Genomic DNA, 14,628 nt, shown 5'->3' on the forward strand with positions numbered 1-14,628 from the left:
AGGCACTCAGCGGCGCTGACAACATTGTGATCAATCACCCCATCAACGCCGACCTGCTGCGCGGCGCCGCCGAGCTCGAAGACACCGGCCGCGGTCTGCTGCCGCACCGACTGCCGAAAGCCGAGCGGGAGCAGACCGACGATGCTCAGCTGCACACCGCCGAGTCTCAGCCCTCGGGTGTGCGGTTCGTGTTCCGGTCGTCGGCCACGGTCGTGGAACTGGACATCCTGCGTTCGCGGGTTGTCATCGCCGGGATTCCGGACCGCCCGGACGGGGCGGTCGATCTGCGGGTCGACGGCCGCCTGGTCGAGACGGCGCTGACGTCGGGTGGCGAGGTCACCCGTCTCGACCCGGCCACCGGGGCTGTGGATCGCGAGCCCGGCCCGACGGCGACACTGCGCTTTGACGGCTTGCCTGCAGGGACCAAGGAGATCGAGATCTGGCTGCCCCACCGGGAACGGGTCGAGCTGGTGGCGTTGCGGTCTGATGCACCGATCACCGTGGCACCGAGCAGTCGTCGGGTGTGGGTGCATCACGGCAGCTCGATCAGCCAGGGCTCGAACGCCGATACGCCGAGCACCACCTGGCCGGCACTGGCCGCCGCGCAGGCCGGCCTGGAACTGGTGAACCTCGGCCTGTCCGGAAGCGCGATGCTGGACCCGTTCACCGCCCGCGCCATTGCTGCGCAGCCCGCCGACCTCATCAGCGTCAAGATCGGCATCAATCTGGTCAACGCGGACCTGATGCGGCAGCGGGCGTTCCGGCCCGCGGTGCACGGCTTCCTCGACCTCATCCGCGACCAGCACCCCACCGTGCCCCTGATCGTGATCGGGCCGCTGTACTGCCCCATCCACGAGACCACTCCAGGGCCGGGCGCCTTCGACACCACTGCGCTGACTCGCGGCGAGGTGCGGTTCCAGGCCACCGGGGCGCCGGACACCCCCGAAACGCCGGCCGCCCTGCGCCGCCTCACGCTGACCACGATCCGGGCGGAACTCGCTGCGGTGCTGGCGCATCGTCGCGACGCCGACCCGCAGTTGCACTACGTGGACGGGTTGGATCTGTACGGACCGCAGGATGAAGCAGCGCATCCCCTGCCCGACGGGCTGCACCCCGACGGTGACACCCACCGCCTGATCGCCGACCGATTCGTCGCTGCGACGTCCGGCCCGTGGGGGCCGTGGGTCTGACTCCGCCCAGCTAACTGTTTGACGCACCCGTCAGCTGGGTAAGCTGGCCCGGGTGGGGACCGGGCGAATGTCCACAAGAGCGTGGCGGTGGTGCATTTCTGCGCTGGTAGCAACCGCGGCGACGTTTGCTGTCTCGTGCGCCCCCGAACCACAACTCCCGCTCTACCCCACCAACTCGGCAGCAACGAGCCCGTACCCCATGCCCAAGGTGGGCGTCAGCGGCACCGCGCTGACCCTGGACGGTCGGCCGTGGTGGCCGGTCGGCATCAACGCCTACCAGCTGGGCACCAACTGGGACATCAACGCCGGCTGCGGTGCTCAGGTCGATCTCGACCGGTACTTCTCCAGCCTGCCCCCCCATTCCCTGACCCGGATCAACGTCTACTCCAGCTTCGCGGTGAACAAGCGCACGGGCCGGCTGGACTTCTCCGCCCTCGACGCCGTGTTCGACGCGGCACTGCGGCACAACCAACTCCTCATCGCCGTACTCACCGGCGGCGAAGGCGGCTGCGAGAACGAGTGGTTCAAGGACTACGACTGGTACGCCGGTGGCTGGAAGTACCAGATGTCCCAGGACGCTCCAATGCCGTTCGGCGACTGGCTGAAGCTGGCCGTCAATCGTTGGGGCGGCTCCCCCGCCCTGGCCGGGTGGACCGCCGTGGGTGAGCCCGAGCCGGGCGTGTGCACCGACGCCGACTGCGGGTGGCAGACCCGGTTCTGCCCGGCGGATTCCGCCGCAGTACTGCGGACGTTCTTCGACGACGTGGGTGAACAGATCCGGGCGCTCGACCCCGACGCATTGTTGTTCAGCGGTCACACCGGCGGGGGCCAGTGTGGTTCGGTAGGCCAGGACTACGAACTGGTGGCCGCATCCCCCGGCATCGACGTGGTGGAATATCACTACTACCAGTCCACCGATTCGTTTCCCGGCGATACCCGTGACGGGTTGCAGCGACGCATCGAGCAGGCGCACGAGCTCGGCAAGCCCCTGATGGTGGCCGAGGTGGGTGTGGAAGCCGGCGCCCCGTGCACATCACTGGCCGAACGCGAGCAGGAGATCTCCCTCATCGTCGGCGCACAGCGCGCCCATGGGGCCGCGGGGGTGATGTTCTGGTCCTACGTGCCAGACCCTCGGCTGGACCAGTGCACGCTCGACATCGGCCCCAACGATCCACTGTTCCGGATGATCGGCGCCGCCAGCAGCTGATTCCTCACCGGCCTTCGAGCAGGCGGCGTTTCTCCGATTCGAACTCGTCCTCGGCCAGGGCACCGGAGTCGCGCAGCGCGGCCAGGGTCTTGAGTTGCTGGATGCGGATACCGGCCTCGGTCGGTTCATAGGACACCGGCGCATCACGTACCGCGTCGCGGCGGTCCGTGTCCACGTCGGCGAACTCAGGAAAGTCCAGCAGGCTGACGGGCGCAACGGGTTTCGGCTTCGCCCGCGTCACCCAGAACAGTGCAATCACCAGGTCGAGGATGCTGACGCCCATCGCCACGCCGAACACCACCGGCAACCACCCCAGCCCACTGCCGTGCCCGAACGCCAACCGCGGGCTGACGAACGCACCCACCTGCCCGTTGGTGGTGATGTCGTAGACCCCGGCTTGCGGTATCCGGGCCAGCCACACCTGCACCCGGGCGTCGTTGTTGACCGTGGTGGTGGCACCGATGTCCTCGGTCAGCTGCGGGTCGGGCACGCCCTCGGGAGCGATGATGCCCACCGAGATGGGAGGCACCGGCAACGTACCGCCGGAGCCGATGATCTGGGTGTGGAAACTGATCGTCACCTCGCCCTGCGGTAGTTCCAGACTCGCCGACCCGGGTATCGGCACCTCGCCGTAGGCATCGAACTCATCCCAGACCAAGATGTGCAGCAGCAGGGTCGTGATGAACCCGACGATGGACACCACCAACATGGCGACGGCAGCGCCCACCACGAGCTTTGCGACGCTACGCGAGCCGGCCATGGCCGAAGTCTGACACGGCCGGGGGTTCCCGGCGTACATATCGGCGGGTGCCAGGCGCCGTACAGGACTACCGTCGTCGGTATGCGCGAGTCCAGTATCGTGGTGCGGCCCGAGCCCTTGGGCAGCCCCCGCTACACCGAATCCTCCCGGCTGCAGGCAGCCGGATTGCTGGAGGCCACAGCACTTTTCGAGCAGTGCGCCGCGCAGGTGCCACTCCCCCAGGCTCCGCAGCCGGTGGTGCTGGTCGACTACGGCGCAGCCACCGGTCACAACTCGCTGGTTCCGGTGGGTACGGCCATCCGCACGTTGCGCGGGCGAACCCGCAGCGAGCACGCCGTCCTCGTGGTCCACACCGACATCGCGGAGAACGATTTCACCGCGTTGTTCCAGACGCTCGCCGACGATCCCGACAGCTACCTGCGTAACGACGCGGCGACGTTCGCCTCCGCTGTCGGCCGCTCGTTCTACGGCCAGATCCTGCCGTCCAACAGCGTCACGCTGGGGTGGAGCTCCTGGGCGTGCCAGTGGTTGAGCCGGTCGCCCGTTCCGGTGCCCGACCACATCCAGGCGGCGTGTTCGGCCGACGCCGACGTCCGCGCGGCCTACGCACGCCAGGCGGCGCACGACTGGCATGAGTTCGTCGCCTTCCGCGGCCGGGAGTTGTGCCCGGGCGGGCGCCTGGTGGTGCTCACGTTGGCAGTCGACGAGGACGGCGAATTCGGGTTCCGGCCGGTGCTGGACGCCATCCTCGCCGGTCTGGACGCTCTGTGCACCGACGGGTTCATCACCGCAGATGAGCTGGCCGGCATGTCGATTCCGATGGTCAGCCGATCCGCCAAGGACTTCGGCGTGCCGTTCGCGCCCCGGGACCGGTTCGAGGATCTGATCATCGAGCGGGTGCAGGTGTTCCACGGTGAAGATCGCGCGTGGACGCGGTACCAGGCGGACGAGGATCGCGCGGCGTTCGGTGCACACTGGGCGGACCTGGCCGCAGCATCGGTGTTTCCTGCGCTGGCCGCGTCGGTCGACCAGGCGCGCCGTCCCGAGTTCTTGGGCCGCTTGCACACCCACGTCGCTGCCCAGCTGGCCGCCGCACCCCAGCACATCGTGATTCCACTGGCCACCGTGGTGCTGACCAAGGTCGGCCGGCCCGGCTGACGCCGAACTACCCCTGCGGCGCCCCGAGGGCAGGTAACTCGGGGATGATCGGCAGCGGCGGCAACGTCCAGGGCGGCGCTTGGCCGTCCTGCGGCACCGGGTCGGAAGCCGGTGGATCAGGCTGCGGGACAGGCGTTTCGGGCGCCGAACTGGCTGGCGGCGCCGCGGTACTCGGGGTCGTAGAACTCGGAGTGGGGGTGTTCGGCGGTGTCGTGGTCGGCGGAGCCGTCGTGGTGCTCGGCGGAGTCGTGGTCGGCGGAGCCGTCGTCGTGGTCGGCGGCGTCGTGGTCGGCGGGGCCGTCGTGGTGGTCGGCGGCGTCGAGGTCGGCGGAGCCGTCGTGGCGGGCGCCGCCGGCGGTGGCGCTGCCGGCGCGGGCGCCGCGCCCCGGATGACCTTGTTTCGGGTCACGGGTGCCGGCATCCCCGTCACGGGTTGGATCTGCTGTACCACCGGCACAGGTGACGGCGGCTGTGCCACAACCGGTTCGGCTGCGGGCGGCGGTGCCGGAGCGGCCGCCGACGGCCCGGCAGTCTGCGTGGCGGTCGAATCCCCGGTCATCGCGATGCCGACCCCGCCTGCGGTGACCAGCAGCAGCGCTGCGGCGGCACCCACAGCCAGCGCAGGTCGGCGGTGCCACGGGGCCACCACGTCCGCTTCGCCGCTCTGCTGCGGTTCGGCAACGAACTCGACGTACGGGCGGGCCCCGGTCCAGCCGTCGCCGTCGGCCGACTCCGGGACATCATCGGCCTGCGACCAGGCCAGAGCGGGCGCCGGGTCGGGGACCGCAGCCGCCATGGTCGAGGTCATCGACGCCGGGACCATGGCGGTGGTGCCGCTGTCGTCGGCGCTGCGCAGCGCGTGGAGGGCGGCGCCCGTGGCCGCTGCCAGGGCGGGGCGCACAGCGGTGATCACCGGCGCCCGCAGAGCGTGGGACAGCGTTGCGGTGACGGCCACCATGGCGGCGGCGCCACCGACGGTCGCGACGGCCACCACATCGGCCGGTCGCAGCCCGTTGCGCTGGATGGTGTCGTCCAGGGCGGCCAGGACTCCCCGCAGCGGGGCCCGCACCACTTCGTCGAGTTCGGTCCGGGTGAGCCGGACCTCGCCGCGGTGCCCGGGCAGGTCCACCGGCAGCGTTTTCACGGTGGCCTGCGACAGCCGCTCCTTGGCAGACCGGCAACTGCGCCGCAACGCGGTCAGCGATCCGATGGCTGAGGTCGAGGAGAGATCTACGGCGCCGGCATCGGCCAGGCCGCCCATGACATGGGTGAGCAGCGCCTGGTCCACCAGGTCACCGGAGAAGTCGAGGTGGCGCACCGTGGGCCCGATGGGCCGGTAGCCCGCGGCGGCATCGAGCAGCGTGACGCTGGTGCCGCTACCACCGAAATCGCACAGCGCGATCACCCCGCGGGTCGGCAGTCCAGGGGTGCGGTGCAGCGCGATGGCCGCGGCGGTGGCGTCGGGAATCAGCGGGACGGCAGCTCGGGACCACTCCGGCACGTCACGCAGCGCCGCTCGCAGCGCGTCGACTTCCCGGGTGCGCCAGTGCGCGGGATAGCTCACCGCGGGACGCACCTGCGGCCCCAGCCCACCGGCCAGCCGGGTCAGCGACCGGAGCGCCTCGGCCAGCACCCGCTCGCCAAGGTGACTGGACCCATCGGAAGCCAGGATGCCCACCGGGTCGCCCACCCGGTCGACGAAATCGGCCAGCACCCGGTCCTGCGCAGTCGCGCGGCGCTGTGGGTTCTCCTCCGGTGTCCCGACGACGGGCAATTGCCGCTCCGTCAGCGTCAACACCGGTGTTCTCACCACCGCGGTATCAGAAGTCACAGCGGCCACACCGGTGGCGCCGATGGACAGTCCGACCGCCTGCACCGTTTCGCCTGTCATCTCATCCCATCCGGGCCGACACCTGCTTCGGCCCCGAGACTCCCTGTGTTGGGTTTCTCGGTTCCCGCCCGGTCGGTGTTACGTCAGCACATCAGCGGATGGTGCCTGCCCCGGGGATCAGCGGCAGGTCCAGGGCGGTCACCCAGCCGGGCGGTAGATCGTTGACGGCAGGCACCGCGTTCAGCGCGCGCAGACCGGTGGCCAGGCAGCCGGCCGCCGCCGGATCCCGCCCCGAGCCGTCGGTGAACCGGAATGCCGTCTCCTGGAAGATGCTGGGCGTTCCTTCGATGTCGACGCGGTACACGTCGTCCTCGCTGCCCGAGGGCCAGTCCGGTGCGGCGTCGTGGCCGATCCGGTTGACGTGCTCGAGCTGGATCCTGGTCTCGCCGCGGAAGACGCCGTTGATGGTGAACCGCACGGCCGCCACCTGCCCCGGCTGGATGACTCCCTTCACCGTCTTGCGTTCGGTGGGCGTCACCCACTTGTCCCAGGTGGTGGTGATCGTGTCGAGCTCGATTCCGGCGGCGTGCGCCATCATCGGCACCGTCGCACCCCAGGCGAAGATCAGCACCTCGGGGTGTTCCAGAAGCGGGCGAAACTCCGGTTCCCGACCGATGCCCATCTCGAACTCGTAGTCGCCCTCGTAATTGGTGTAATCCAGCAGTTCGGAGGCCCTGACCTTGCGGACCTGCGAGCACAGCCCCATCAGGGTCAACGGGAACAGATCGTTGGCAAACCCCGGGTCGATTCCCGTGGTGAAGCATGACGCGCCGCCCTCGGCGCAAGCCTGCTCGATCGGGGTGATCCAGTTGGGCGGGTTGACGGCCATCGCGGGCCACACCCACGGTGTCATCGCCGTCGAGCAGACGTCGATCCCCGCCCGCAGAAACCGTGAGATCAGCCGGATGTTGTCCTCGGCGTGGGCCGCGGTGGGACCGTAGTGCACCAACGCATCCGGCCGGAGTGCGATCAAGGCATCCACGTCATCGGTGGCCGCGACGCCCACCGGGACGGCCATCCCGCAGATCTCCCCCACATCGCGCCCCACCTTGTCGGGATTGCTGACACCCACCCCCACCAGCTCGAAGTTCGGATGATCGACGATCTCGGGGATCACCATCCGCCCGACAAAGCCGGTGCCCCACACCACCACTCGTTTCGGTGCCATGCACACACAGTGACACGCACATCGGCGCCGGAAGCCGAGATCGGCGAAGTTGTCCCGAACAAGGCGGTTTACCGATTTTTGTTTCCGGGCAACCCCTACGGGCCGTCGTATCCGATCGTGGGGTGAATTCTGATGCGCAGACCAGCGGTGTCCGCCGCTGTCGCTGTGCTGTCTGCAGTACTCCTGCTCGTCACGGGCTGCTCAACCGGCCAACGGGTTGACCTGGGCGCCGGCGCCGGCAACCTGGTCGCGGCGATCGCCGGAGAGCCCGATCAACTGGATCCGCACAAGACCTCGGCGTACTTCTCGTTCGAAGTGCTGGAGAACGTGTTCGACACCCTGGTCGAACCGGACGCCGACCTGGAGATGAAGCCCGCTCTGGCCGAGTCCTGGGAGGTGTCCCCGGACGAGCTCACCTGGACGTTCCGTCTGCGCCCCGGAGTGAGGTTCCACAACGGGGACCCGTTGACCGCCGAGGACGTGGTGTTCTCCTACCGCCGGATCATCGACGAAGGGCTGACCAACGTCGACAAGTTCAGTGCGGTCGCCGACGTCAGCGCGCCGGACCCGGCCACCGTGGTCATCCGACTCGACCGGCCCACCCCCAACTTGCTGACCAACCTCGGCGGCTTCAAAGGCATGGCGATCGTGTCGCGCCGCAATGTCGAGAGCGGTGAGATCGCCACCAATCCGGTGGGCACCGGCCCGTTCGCGTTCGCCGGGCAACGCAGCGGTGACTCGATCACGCTGCGGGCCAATCCGGACTACTGGGGCGGCCCACCGAAGGTTCCCGGTGTCACCTTCCGGTTCATCTCCGAGCCGTCGACCGCGCTGTCGGCACTGCAGGCCGGCGAGGTGGACTGGACGGATTCGATTCCCACGCAACGGGTTTCGCAGCTCGAGGGTGACGATTCGCTCTCGCTGGCGGTGACGCCCAGCAATGACTACTGGTACCTGGCGCTCAACAATGCGAAACCGCCGTGGAACGACGTGCGGGTGCGCCAAGCCGTCGCCTACGGGATCGACCGCGACGCCATCGTGGCGGCCACCAGCTATGGCACCGCGGCCCTGAACCAGTTGGCCATTCCCGAGGGCAACCCGTGGTTCACGCCGTATGACACCTACTCCTACGATATCGACAGAGCCAGATCGCTTCTGCAAGAGGCAGAGTCGCAGCCGCAGAATCTGGACATGCTGGTCACCAGCGAGTATCCCGAGACCGTGACCGCCGCCCAGATCATCGCCGACAACCTCGCGCCGCTGGGCATCACCGTCAACATCCGCACGGTGGATTTCGCCACCTGGCTCGACGAGCAGAACAACGGCAACTTCGACATGTTGATGATGGGCTGGTTGGGCAACATCGACCCGGACGATTTCTACTACGCCCAGCACCACACCGACGGCACCAGCAACGCGCAGAAGTTTTCCGACCCCGAGGTCGACCGACTGCTCGACGCCGGCCGCGTGGAGACCGACCGCGATGCCCGGGCCGACGACTACGCCAAGGCCGCCACCCTGATCGCCGACAACGTGAGCTACATCTACCTCTACAATCCGTCGGTCATCCAGGCGTGGACGCCTGCCCTGCAGGGGTATGAAGCGCGCCGCGACGGCGCCATCCGATTCCGCACCGCAGAACTCAGCGAGGAGGGTGCGGCGTGACGTCTCCGTTGCTGCGCTTCCTGGCCCGGCGGCTGCTCTACACCGTGATCGTGTTGTTCGGTGTGCTGGTGGTCGTGTTCGCCCTGGTTCACCTGGTCCCCGGCGACCCGGTGCGAATCGCCCTGGGCACCAGATACTCTCCTGAAGCCTACGAGGCGCTGCGATCGGCCAGCGGATTGGATCGCCCGCTGATCGAGCAGTTCTTTTCGTATATCGGCTCGGCACTCACCGGCGATCTCGGCGTGAGCTTTCGCAACGGTGATCCCGTCACCCTCACGCTGCTGGACCGGCTTCCGGCCACCGTGTCCCTGGCCGTGGTCGGGATCATCTTCGCGCTGGCCTTCGCGGTGCCCGCGGGCATCTACTCGGCCCTGCACGAGGGCAAGCTCAGCGACGCCATCGTCCGGGTGACCAGCCAGTTCGGCGTCTCGGTCCCCGACTTCTGGATGGGCATCCTGCTGATCGCCCTGTTCTCCACCACACTGGGCTGGTTGCCCACCTCGGGGTACCGACCGCTACTGGGCGACCCGGCGGGATGGCTGCAGCACATCATCTTGCCCGCGCTCACCGTCGGGGTCGTCGCCGGTGCCATCATGGCTCGCTACATCCGCTCCGCAGTGCTGGAGGTGGCGTCGTCCGGGTACGTCCGCACCGCGCGGTCCAAAGGCCTTGCGCCGTCGGTCATCACCCAGCGGCACATCGTCCGCAACGCCCTGGTACCGGTGCTGACCATCACCGGCATCCAGTTGGCCACCATCCTCGGCGGCGTCATCGTCGTGGAGGTGGTGTTCGCCTGGCCGGGCCTGGGACGCCTGGTGTTCAACGCCGTCGCCGCGCGCGACTACCCGGTGATCCAGGGCGCGGTGCTGTTGATCGCGGCGCTGTTCCTGCTGATCAACCTGGTGGTCGACGCGTTGTACGCCGTTGTCGATCCGAGGATCCGGCTGTCATGACCCCGAGCAACACGGCCGAGGCCCGACTGTCGTCGTGGCGCATTCTGCTGTCCAATCCGGTGACGGTGGTCAGCGGCGCGCTGCTTCTGCTGGTGGCGCTCATCGCGGTCACCGCGAACTGGATCACTCCCTACGGCATCAACGACATCGACGTCCCCAATGCGCTCCAGAGCCCCAGTGCGGCGCACTGGTTCGGCACCGACGAGTTGGGCCGTGACGTGCTGTCTCGGGTCCTGGTGGCCATCCAGGCCTCAATGCAGGTAGCGGTGGTCAGCGTGGTCATTGCCGCCGTGGTGGGGGTGACAGTGGGCCTGGTGGCCGGCTATTGGGGCGGCTGGCTGGACGCGGTGTTCATGCGCATCGTCGACGTGATGTTCGCCTTCCCGGTGCTGCTGCTGGCGCTGGCGGTGGTGGCCATCCTGGGGCCGGGGGTCACCACCACCATCCTGGCCATCGCCATCGTCTACACCCCGATCTTCGCGCGGGTGGCCCGGGCGAGCACCCTGAGCGTGCGGGTGGAGCCGTATGTTGCGGCGTCGCGCACCATGGGCACCGGCCACGGCTACATCCTGCGGCGCCACATCCTGCCCAACATCGCCGGACCGCTGATCGTCCAGACCTCGCTGTCGTTGGCGTTCGCCATTCTCTCCGAGGCCGCGCTGTCCTTCCTGGGCTTGGGAATCCAGCCGCCGCAGCCTTCGTTGGGCCGGATGATCTTCGACTCCCAGGGCTTCGTGACGTTGGCCTGGTGGATGGCGGTGTTCCCGGGCGTCGCCATCTTCCTCACCGTCCTGGCCTTCAACCTGTTCGGCGACGGGCTGCGCGACGTGCTCGATCCCAAGCAGCGCACCATCGCCGAGACCCGGAAGACCGGGGGCAGCGCATGAGTGTGCTGCGGGTCGACGCCCTGCGGGTGGGCATCGGCAGACGGGAGATCGTGCGCGGTGTCTCCTTCGAGGTGGAGCGCGAACAGACGCTCGGTCTGGTCGGTGAGTCGGGGTCGGGCAAATCGATGACCGTGCTGGGTGCCACCGGGTTGTTGGACGCCCCCGGCGCCACGGTCAGCGGCTCGGCTCTGCTCGACGGTGAGGTGGAACTGGTCGGCGCCACGGCCCGCGCCCTGCGGAAGGTGCACGGCGGGCGCATCGGCTTCGTCTTCCAGGACCCGGGCACCTCGTTGAATCCGCTACTCACCCTGGAACGCCAGATCACCGAATCGCTGGAGGCGCACCGCAATCAGACCCGCCGCGCGGCCAAGGACCGGGCCCTGGAACTCCTGGAGGCGGTGGGGCTGCCCGATCCGCAGCAGCGACTCGAGGCCTATCCGCACCAGCTGTCCGGCGGTCAACGCCAGCGGGTCATGATCGCCATCGCGTTGGCGTGCGATCCGGCGCTGCTGATCGCCGACGAACCCACCACGGCACTCGATGTCACCACTCAGGCCCAGATCATCGAGTTGGTCCGCACCTTGCAGCACGACTTCGGCACCGCCGTCGTGTGGATCAGCCACGACCTCGGCGTCATCGGGCAGGTGGCCGACCAGGTGACGGTGCTGCGCGACGGCGAAGCGGTGGAGCAGGCACCGGTCCTCGACGTCTTCGATCGTCCGCACCATGACTACACCCGCGAGTTGCTGGCCGCCCGGCCGATGATCGGCGACCGCGGACCCGCCGCCGCGGATCCCGGCGCACCGGTGCTGCTCGACGTTCGGGATCTGGACGTCCGTTTCCCGGTCCGCGGCCCCACCGGGACGTCGGAAGTGCATGCGGTGAAACGGGTTTCGTTCGAGATTCCGCGGGGCTCCACGCTGGGCCTGGTGGGCGAGTCCGGATCCGGCAAGTCGACGGTCGCTGCCGCGCTCACCGGCCAGCTCGCCCCGGACGGCGGCAGCGCCACGCTGGGTGACACCGATGTGTTCGCCGCGTCCGGCCGTGCCGCAGCGGGTCTACGCCGCCGGATCAGCCTGGTGTTCCAGGACCCGTTCTCCTCGTTGAACCCGCGGGCGCGGGTGGGTTCTGCAATCGCCGAGCCGTTGCTGGTGCACAAGCTGGCCGACGGCCGCAGCGGCCGGGCGGCCCGGGTGGCCGAGCTTCTCGAGATGGTCGGGCTCCCGGCCGAATTCGCCGATCGGTATCCCCACGAACTGTCTGGCGGCCAGCGTCAGCGTGTCAGCATCGCCCGGGCGCTGGCCACGGAGCCGGAACTGTTGATCCTCGACGAGTCCACGGCGTCGCTGGATGTCTCCGTGCAGGCCAAGGTGCTGGACCTGTTGGGGCGGTTGCAGTCCGAGCTGGAGCTGACCTACCTGTTCATCGCCCATGACCTTGCGGTGGTGCAGCGCATGTGCCACCGGGTGGTGGTGCTGCGCCGTGGCGAGGTCGTCGAGAACCGCCCGGCGGCTGAGCTGTTCGCCGATCCGGCCGCTGACTACACCCGCGCCCTGCTCGACGCGGTACCCCCGGCGCGACCGCGCGCCGACGTCCGGTGAGAGGTCAGCTCTGCACGGTGGGGCGGATCGTGATGTCGCCGATCTCCACGTCGGCCGGTTGCTCGATCGCAAAGGCGATGGCCCGGGCCACCGCAGCGGCGTCCAAACCGAAGTCCGCCATGGATTTCCGGACCTGCGCGCGCAGCGTGTCGTCCTCGATCGTGTCGGCCAGCTCGGTGGCCACGTAGCCCGGAGAGATGGACGTCGTGCGGATCACGCCGTCGGTGTTCTCCTGACGAAACGCCTCCAGAAGCGTGCGCACCGCGTTCTTCGTCGCCGCGTACACGCCCTGGCTCGGCACGATCTTGAGCCCCGAGGTCGAGATCGTGGTCACGAAGTGTCCCCGCCCCTGCTCCCGGAAAACGGGCAGTGCTGCGGCGATTCCGTGCAACACGCCCCGGAAGTTCACGTCGATCATGGCCGTCCAGCCGGCGACGTCGCGCTCGGCGATCAGCCCGGTCTTCGCGATTCCGGCGTTGCTCACCAGGACGTCGAGGCGTCCGAACTCACGCACCGCCGCGGCGACCAGGGTCTCCATGTCGGCGTACCGGGTGACGTCGGTGACCACGCTGAGGGCGACACCTCCCTGCGCCCGGATCCGTGCGGCCACCCCGTCGATACGCTGCTGCCGCCGCGCCGCCAGCACCACCGGGTGACCCTGGGCCGCCAACAGCTCCGCGGTTGCGGCGCCGATCCCGGTCCCGGCTCCCGTGATCGCCACGACCTTCGCCTCTGCACTCATCTCCATCAACCTCTCGACTAAAGTGGACATTTGTCCGCTTACCGCGTTCCACCGTAGCGGACATGTGTCCGTTTAGCATCCCCCGGGAGGGAGCCACCGATGGCCGAATCGCGCCGACGCGCAGACGCCGTGCAGAACCGCGACCGGATCCTCGAGGTCGCACGTGAGCAGTTGCTGAGCTCAGATGATGTGCGGCTCAACGCCATCGCCAAGGCCGCCGGGGTCGGCCAAGGCACGCTGTACCGGCATTTCCCCACCCGCGAACACCTGCTGGCCGAGGTGTACCGCGCCGATGTCGAGGACCTCACCGCGGCTGCGCCCGCACTGCTGACGGAGTTCGAGCCGGCGGAGGCGCTGTCACGCTGGTTCGACCGGGTGGCCGAGTACGCGCGGGTCAAGCGGGGCGTGTTCTCCGCCGTCGAGGTCGCGGTATGGAGGGATCTGTCGGCGCACAGCCTGGGCCCCATCGGCGACGCGGTGAGCGTCCTGCTCGCCGCGGGGCGCGACGCCGGGCAGCTCAGGGACGATGTCGACGCCCGGGACGTGATCCTGCTGATCGGTTATCTCACCCGCCTGGAGGACGCCGAGTGGGAGCAACGGGCCCAACACCTGCTGCAGGTGATTCTCGACGGGCTGCGTGTGAGACAGTCACACAATGACTGACCTGACGGGCAAAGTGGCCCTGGTGACCGGCGCCTCTTCCGGACTCGGCGCCGCCGTTGCACAACTGTTCGCGGCGCGGGGCGCCTCGGTGTACGGGATCTCCCGCGACGCCGAGCGCATGGCCGCGGTCTTCGACGACGTGCCCGGCGGGGTCTACGAATCCGTCGACATCATCTCGTCGCAGGCGTGCGCACAGGCGGTGGACAACTGCGTCGAGAAGTTCGGCCGCCTCGATGTTCTGGTGAACGTGGCGGGGTTCCACACCATGCGGCACACCCGCGACGTCAGCGACGAGGACTGGGCCTACGATCTGGCCGTCAACCTCAACGGGCCGTTCTTCCTGTGCCGCGCGGCCTTGCCGCATCTGCTGGAATCGGCAGGCAACATCGTCAACGTCTCGTCCATCGCGGGTGTCGAGGGCGAGGTCTACTCGGCGGGGTACTGCGCAGCCAAGCACGGTCTGGTCGGGATGACCCGCGCGCTGGCCATCGAATTCACCGCCGACAAGCTGCGGGTGAACGCCGTCTGCCCCGGCGGCATGGTCACCCCGCAGGCCACCGAGTTCGCCGCACCCGAGAACGCGGACTGGAACCTGATCCTGCGCATCGCCTCGCCGCGCGGACTGATGGATGTCGCCGACGTCGCCAAGACCATCGCGTTTCTGGCCAGCGACGACGCCTCGGCGGTGCACGGTGCGGTCTACGTGGTGGATAACGGGAAAACGGCGGGCTGAGCTGGCATCA

The 14,628-nt window shown here is 68.7% G+C and carries 13 protein-coding genes; 9 read left to right on the top strand and 4 right to left on the bottom strand.

Features of this window, described 5'->3' with window-relative positions:
• Positions 1–26 precede the first annotated feature (26 nt).
• Positions 27–1,190, top strand: a complete 1,164-nt coding sequence (locus tag G6N58_RS28065) for a GDSL-type esterase/lipase family protein (protein WP_163908502.1) — start codon at positions 27–29, stop codon at positions 1,188–1,190.
• Positions 1,191–1,389: 199 nt separating this feature from the next.
• Positions 1,390–2,397 carry a glycoside hydrolase 5 family protein gene (locus G6N58_RS28070; RefSeq protein ID WP_232068036.1) on the top strand — a complete coding sequence of 336 codons (1,008 nt, stop codon included), beginning with the start codon at positions 1,390–1,392 and terminating at the stop codon, positions 2,395–2,397.
• Positions 2,398–2,401: 4 nt separating this feature from the next.
• On the opposite strand, the gene G6N58_RS28075 is transcribed toward G6N58_RS28070, so the two are convergent.
• A complete protein-coding gene (locus G6N58_RS28075; RefSeq protein ID WP_115280616.1) occupies positions 2,402–3,157 on the bottom strand; it encodes an SHOCT domain-containing protein in 756 nt (251 codons plus the stop codon).
• A gap of 81 nt (positions 3,158–3,238) precedes the next feature.
• Between G6N58_RS28075 and G6N58_RS28080 the strand changes: the two genes are divergently transcribed.
• Positions 3,239–4,315 (top strand): class I SAM-dependent methyltransferase, encoded by a 1,077-nt coding sequence (locus tag G6N58_RS28080; protein ID WP_115280615.1) that lies wholly within the window; start codon positions 3,239–3,241, stop codon positions 4,313–4,315.
• Between the two features lie 7 nt (positions 4,316–4,322).
• Here G6N58_RS28080 and G6N58_RS28085 read toward each other — a convergent pair whose 3' ends face one another.
• Entirely contained in the window at positions 4,323–6,206 is a 1,884-nt protein-coding gene (locus G6N58_RS28085) for an Hsp70 family protein (RefSeq protein WP_115280614.1), read from the bottom strand.
• 91 nt (positions 6,207–6,297) lie between these two features.
• On the bottom strand, positions 6,298–7,374 hold the full coding sequence (locus G6N58_RS28090; protein ID WP_115280613.1) for an NAD(P)H-dependent amine dehydrogenase family protein: 1,077 nt from the start codon (positions 7,372–7,374) through the stop codon (positions 6,298–6,300).
• 132 nt (positions 7,375–7,506) lie between these two features.
• Here G6N58_RS28090 and G6N58_RS28095 point away from each other — a divergent pair, with 132 nt between their 5' ends.
• The 4 genes from G6N58_RS28095 to G6N58_RS28110 are packed head-to-tail and all read left to right on the top strand — an operon-like array spanning position 7,507 to position 12,480.
• Positions 7,507–9,039 carry an ABC transporter substrate-binding protein gene (locus G6N58_RS28095; RefSeq protein ID WP_115280612.1) on the top strand — a complete coding sequence of 511 codons (1,533 nt, stop codon included), beginning with the start codon at positions 7,507–7,509 and terminating at the stop codon, positions 9,037–9,039.
• Positions 9,036–9,992 (top strand): ABC transporter permease, encoded by a 957-nt coding sequence (locus G6N58_RS28100; protein ID WP_115280611.1) that lies wholly within the window; start codon positions 9,036–9,038, stop codon positions 9,990–9,992. The genes G6N58_RS28095 and G6N58_RS28100 overlap by 4 nt, the downstream gene beginning before the upstream one ends.
• Positions 9,989–10,879 (top strand): ABC transporter permease, encoded by an 891-nt coding sequence (locus G6N58_RS28105; protein WP_115280610.1) that lies wholly within the window; start codon positions 9,989–9,991, stop codon positions 10,877–10,879. Before G6N58_RS28100 ends, G6N58_RS28105 begins: the two co-directional genes overlap by 4 nt.
• Positions 10,876–12,480, top strand: a complete 1,605-nt coding sequence (locus G6N58_RS28110; RefSeq protein WP_115280609.1) for an ABC transporter ATP-binding protein — start codon at positions 10,876–10,878, stop codon at positions 12,478–12,480. The genes G6N58_RS28105 and G6N58_RS28110 overlap by 4 nt, the downstream gene beginning before the upstream one ends.
• Before the next feature lie 4 nt (positions 12,481–12,484).
• Here the strand turns inward: G6N58_RS28110 and G6N58_RS28115 are convergent, their stop codons facing one another.
• The gene (locus G6N58_RS28115; RefSeq protein ID WP_115280608.1) at positions 12,485–13,222 is read right to left on the bottom strand and encodes an SDR family oxidoreductase; all 738 of its coding nucleotides are present in this window, start codon (positions 13,220–13,222) and stop codon (positions 12,485–12,487) included.
• Between the two features lie 99 nt (positions 13,223–13,321).
• Between G6N58_RS28115 and G6N58_RS28120 the strand changes: the two genes are divergently transcribed.
• Positions 13,322–13,885, top strand: coding sequence for a TetR/AcrR family transcriptional regulator (locus G6N58_RS28120; RefSeq protein ID WP_115280607.1), 564 nt, complete (start codon positions 13,322–13,324; stop codon positions 13,883–13,885).
• Complete coding sequence (locus tag G6N58_RS28125; protein WP_115280606.1) at positions 13,878–14,618, top strand: SDR family NAD(P)-dependent oxidoreductase; 741 nt, start codon at positions 13,878–13,880, stop codon at positions 14,616–14,618. Before G6N58_RS28120 ends, G6N58_RS28125 begins: the two co-directional genes overlap by 8 nt.
• The last annotated feature ends 10 nt before the right edge of the window (positions 14,619–14,628 follow it).

The sequence above is a fragment of the Mycolicibacterium tokaiense genome (genome assembly GCF_010725885.1).
Classification (GTDB): domain Bacteria; phylum Actinomycetota; class Actinomycetes; order Mycobacteriales; family Mycobacteriaceae; genus Mycobacterium; species Mycobacterium tokaiense.